This window comes from Janibacter sp. CFPM2_SD2, assembly GCF_057364645.1.
Window position 1 is genome coordinate 1 of record NZ_JBNFOF010000241.1, and the last position, 4,137, is coordinate 4,137.

The 4,137-nt window shown below is 71.8% G+C and carries 7 protein-coding genes; all 7 read right to left on the reverse strand.

The features are described from left to right. Positions 1-160: 160 nt before the first annotated feature. The 7 genes from AC2W7J_RS16395 to lysS all read right to left on the reverse strand — a co-directional run bounded on the left by AC2W7J_RS16395 (position 161) and on the right by lysS (position 3,757). On the reverse strand, positions 161-496 hold the full coding sequence (locus AC2W7J_RS16395) for a DUF1932 domain-containing protein (RefSeq protein ID WP_485983705.1): 336 nt from the start codon (positions 494-496) through the stop codon (positions 161-163). Then, entirely contained in the window at positions 430-762 is a 333-nt protein-coding gene (locus tag AC2W7J_RS16400) for a Rossmann-fold NAD(P)-binding domain-containing protein (RefSeq protein WP_485983706.1), read from the reverse strand. The genes AC2W7J_RS16395 and AC2W7J_RS16400 overlap by 67 nt, the downstream gene beginning before the upstream one ends. A 22-nt stretch (positions 763-784) precedes the next feature. Next, positions 785-961 (reverse strand): NAD-binding protein, encoded by a 177-nt coding sequence (locus tag AC2W7J_RS16405; RefSeq protein WP_485983708.1) that lies wholly within the window; start codon positions 959-961, stop codon positions 785-787. 137 nt (positions 962-1,098) lie between these two features. Continuing rightward, positions 1,099-1,716, reverse strand: a complete 618-nt coding sequence (locus AC2W7J_RS16410; protein WP_485983710.1) for a (2Fe-2S)-binding protein — start codon at positions 1,714-1,716, stop codon at positions 1,099-1,101. A gap of 5 nt (positions 1,717-1,721) precedes the next feature. Continuing rightward, complete coding sequence (locus AC2W7J_RS16415; RefSeq protein ID WP_255184314.1) at positions 1,722-2,051, reverse strand: histone-like nucleoid-structuring protein Lsr2; 330 nt, start codon at positions 2,049-2,051, stop codon at positions 1,722-1,724. 66 nt (positions 2,052-2,117) lie between these two features. Further along, the gene (locus tag AC2W7J_RS16420; RefSeq protein ID WP_255184315.1) at positions 2,118-2,303 is read right to left on the reverse strand and encodes a lysyl-tRNA synthetase; all 186 of its coding nucleotides are present in this window, start codon (positions 2,301-2,303) and stop codon (positions 2,118-2,120) included. A gap of 2 nt (positions 2,304-2,305) precedes the next feature. Further along, positions 2,306-3,757 carry a lysine--tRNA ligase gene (gene lysS, locus AC2W7J_RS16425; protein ID WP_255186377.1) on the reverse strand — a complete coding sequence of 484 codons (1,452 nt, stop codon included), beginning with the start codon at positions 3,755-3,757 and terminating at the stop codon, positions 2,306-2,308. Positions 3,758-4,137 lie beyond the last annotated feature (380 nt).

Here is a 4,137-nt window from a genome sequence, read left to right on the forward strand (position 1 = left end):
GCCTCGACCTTCGCGAGGGTGCGGCCGGCCGCGACGACGGTGACCCCCTCCTGCGCCGAGCGCGTGCGCGATCGCCTCGCCGAGGCCGCTGCCGGCCCCGAGGACGAGGGCGGTCCGTCCGGTGATCCCGAGGTCCATGGGTGCTCCTGTCAGTGGTGGGTCAGGTGGCGTCGACGGTCTCGGCGAAGCGCGCCTCGACGGCGTCGACGAGTGCGGAGGGTCGGCCGAGGTCGGCGAGCTGTCGGCCGGCGCGGTGCACCTCGTGGCGCCGACGCTCGGCGTGCTGCGGGTGGGTGCGCACGACCGCCTCGACGAAGGGGGTCAGACCGCCGGCATCGATGTCGGCGAGGACGACGGGCAGCTCCTCGCGCACCCCGAGCGCCTCTGCGGCGGCGAGGCACTCGACCCCGAGGGCCTCGATCCCCTTCGTCAGGATGCTGCGCAGCAGCTTGAGGGCCGCGGCGTCGCCGGGTCCGGCACCGGGCAGCACCCGCACGGGGCGCCGATCGCGGCGAGCTCGGTGGTCGCGGCCGACGCCTCCGGGCCGGCCGCCAGGAGCGGGGTGGCGACGCCGCCCATGGCGATGGCGCCCATGATGACGACGTCGACATAGGTCGCGTGGTCGGCCAGGAGCGCGGCGGAGCGACGCTTGTCGTCGGGCGAGGCGGTCGTCAGGTCGAGCACCCGCGCGCCGGGCCGCAACCACGGGCGCAGCCCGGCGATCACCTCGTGGGCGATGTCGCCGGCGACGCACAGCCACACGACGTCGGCACCGGTCAGCGCCTCAGCCCGGCTCGGCGAGCAGGGTCGGCCCGCCGGCGGCGACGATCTCGCGGAGCGGGTCGCGGGGTGCCGGATCGACGACGACCACGTCGTGCTCGCCGTGCTCGGCGAGGGCGCGCAGATAGGTCGTCCCGACCTCGCCGCAGCCGACGATCGCGATGCGCACAGCAGCCTCCATGGATGCAGCTCGACGTACAGATCTCCTGCCAAGGGCGGATAGATGCCCCGATCACGCTCGAACTGTATCTCAGATCGTACGCACGAGATGGAGCATTCCTTCCCCGTCGACGAGTGCGGCCACCCTCTGTCTGCGGGTCAGCGCAGGCGTGGGCAGCCCGCGCACGGGGCGCATCCGGGCAGCGCGTAGATCAGGCAGCACGAGCGCCGCTGCGGCGGAGGCTCGCCCGCGACCCTGGCGAGGGCCATCTGCCAGAGGTCCTCGGCCATGCCGAGGCGCTGCCGGCTGCTCATCCGGGTCGGCGTCGGCAGCCGCGTCGCGATGTCGGTGGCCGTCGCGAGGTAGCCGGCCCGGGCGACCTCGAGCCGCTCCTCCCGGTCGACGAGGAGCCGGTCGTCCGCCGCACGCAGCTGGACGGCGACCGGGTAGAGATAGGTCGGGTCGAGCCCGATCGACCATCGGCCGGTGTCCGCGTCGAGCACCACGTGGCTGACCGCTGCGGCCGTGGCGATCGTCGACGCGATCGGGTCGAGCAGGTACTGCAGGACGAAGGCCGCGGGCATCCCCGCCGGCGCGCTGCCGGACTGCGCGATCGTCAGGTCGCGATAGGTCTCGATCCACCGCGGCGCGATGTCGACGGCGGCGGCAAGGGACACACCGAGGTCCGGGTCACCGGTCTCGGCGACCCGGACCTCGAGGACGGCGAGATGCCGGGAGAGCTGCGCAGCCAGGGCCCGCAGCTCGTCGGTCGTCAACCCGCTCAGCCGTTGGCCTTGGCGTAGGCGTCGCGCACCTTCTGGCTGATGCGACCGCGGTCGGAGACCTCGTGGCCGTTGGCCCGGGCCCACTCGCGGATCTTGGCCAACTCGGAGCTGCTCGTGCGCGACCCGGAGCCGGACCCGGTCGAGCGGCGGCCCGACACGCGGCGGCCGGCACCGACATAGGGGGCGACGGCGTCGCGCAGGGCGGCGGCGTTGCGGTCGTTGAGGTCGATCTCGTAGGTCACTCCGTCGAGACCGAAGGTGACGGTCTCGCTCGCATCGCCGCCGTCGATGTCATCTTCGAGGATGACCTGGACGCGCTGTGCCATGGGAATTCTCCGTTCGTGGGGAAATGTCATTCCCACGATAGTCATTCATGACGTGAATGACCTATTTCAGTCGCTGTCCTTTGTGGATTCTTCGGCATTCTTCCGGTGCTCGGCATTCCATTGTGCGAGTGCCTTCCTTTCGCGCCGGTCCGCCTCGAGCATGTAGCGGATGATCCAGTAGAAGAGGAAGGCGACGCCGACGGTCGGCAACAATGCCGCCGCATAGGGCCACCAGTCGTTGATGAAGTCCATGATCAGGCCTCGGGCTTGAGGTGCGGGAAGAGGATGGTCTCGCGGATGCCGACACCGGTGAAGAACATGACCATCCGGTCGATGCCGATGCCGATACCGCCCATCGGCGGGGCGCCGTACTCGAGGGCCCGCAGGAAGTCCTCGTCGAGCTGCATCGCCTCGGGGTCACCCGCCGCGGCGGCGAGCGACTGCTCCGTGAGCACCTCGCGCTGGACCACCGGGTCGACGAGCTCGGTGAAGCCGGTCGCCCGCTCGACGCCGGCGATGATGAGGTCCCAGGCCTCGATGAGGCGCGGGTCCTCGTCGTGGCGCCGGGCCAGCGGCTGGGCCTCTGCGGGGTAGTCGCAGACGAAGGTCGGCTGCAGCAGCGTCGGCTCGACGAGCTCCTCGAAGAGCTCCATGACGAGCTTGCCCTGCGGCAGCGCGGCGTCGACCTCGATCTCGCGCTCGGCGGCGATCGCGAGCAGCTCGTCGACGGGGGTGTCGGGGGTGATCTCGCGACCGACGGCCTCGGACAGGCCGGTGTGGACGGGCAGCCAGCGCCACTCGCCGTCGAGGTCGACGCTGCCCTGCGGGGTCTCGACGACCCGCGAGCCGATGGCGTCGGCGACGGCGAGGTAGATGCGCCGGGTCAGCTCACCGATGGTGCGCTGGTCGCCATATGCCTCATAGGCCTCGAGCATCGTGAACTCGGGGCTGTGCGTGGAGTCGACGCCCTCGTTGCGGAAGATGCGGCCCATCTCGTAGACCTTGTCGACACCGCCGACGACGGCCTTCTTGAGATTGAGCTCCAGCGCGATCCGCAGCGACATGTCCTGCGAGAAGGCATTCATGTGCGTGCCAAAGGGACGCGCCGCGGCACCACCGTGCACGAGCTGCAGCACGGGGGTCTCGACCTCGATGAATCCCTCGCCGTCCAGCGTCGAACGCACCGCACGCAGCGCAGCCGCCTTGGTGCGCACCATGTCGCGCGCCTCCTGACGCACGACGAGGTCGGCATAGCGCTGGCGCACGCGGCTCTCCTCGGAGAGCTCCTTGTGCAGGACCGGCAGCGGGCGCAGCGCCTTGGAGGCCAGCTCCCAGCTCGTCGCCATGACCGACAGCTCGCCACGACGGGAGCGGATGACCCGGCCGGTGACGGTGACGTGGTCACCGAGGTCGACATCGGCCTTCCACATCGCGAGGGCCTCCTCGCCGACCTCGGCGAGCGAGAGCATGACCTGCAGGCGGGTACCGATGCCCTCCTGCAGCGCCGCGAAGGCGAGCTTGCCGGTGTTGCGCACGAACATCACGCGTCCGGCGACGGTGACGACGTCCTGCGTCTCCTCACCGGTCTCGAGGTGCTCCCAGCCCTGCACGACCTCGGCGAGGGTGTGGGTGCGGGCGACGCCGGCCGGGTAGGCCTGTCGGCCGCTGGCGAGGATCCGGTCCCGCTTCTCGCGGCGGATGCGCATCTGCTCCGGCAGCTCGTCGTCGGCAGGGGTCTCGATGGGGGCGTCGCTCACGGTGGTCCACGATATCCGCGCGCCCCGCCCTTCCCCGAATCCCGGCCCCGCGCCGGCAGTCAGTCCCGCGGGCGCAGCAGCTGCCAGACGAGCAGGCCGGCGGTGGCAGCCACGGCGAGCAGCCCCGCCCCCGTGGCGTGGGGCGGCGAGGACCGCGAGGCCGACGGCGATCGCGAGGTCGGGGCCGTGGACGACCGAGCGCACGAGCAGCGCGACGGCGGCCGCGGCGATGGCGAGGACGACCCCGAGCTCCGCGGGCGGCGGCTCGGTGGCCCGGACCGCGGCGGCCGTCACCCCCGAGGGCCAGGGCCGGCGGTGCCCACCAGGGA

What these genes read in the sequence shown, in the direction of transcription:
- AC2W7J_RS16405 (WP_485983708.1), bottom strand. Translation starts at nt 961, where the DNA reads ATGGAGGCTGCTGTGCGCATCGCGATCGTCGGCTGCGGCGAGGTCGGG.
- AC2W7J_RS16415 (WP_255184314.1), bottom strand. Translation starts at nt 2,051, where the DNA reads ATGGCACAGCGCGTCCAGGTCATCCTCGAAGATGACATCGACGGCGGC.
- AC2W7J_RS16420 (WP_255184315.1), bottom strand. Translation starts at nt 2,303, where the DNA reads ATGGACTTCATCAACGACTGGTGGCCCTATGCGGCGGCATTGTTGCCG.
- lysS (WP_255186377.1), bottom strand. Translation starts at nt 3,757, where the DNA reads ATGCGCATCCGCCGCGAGAAGCGGGACCGGATCCTCGCCAGCGGCCGA.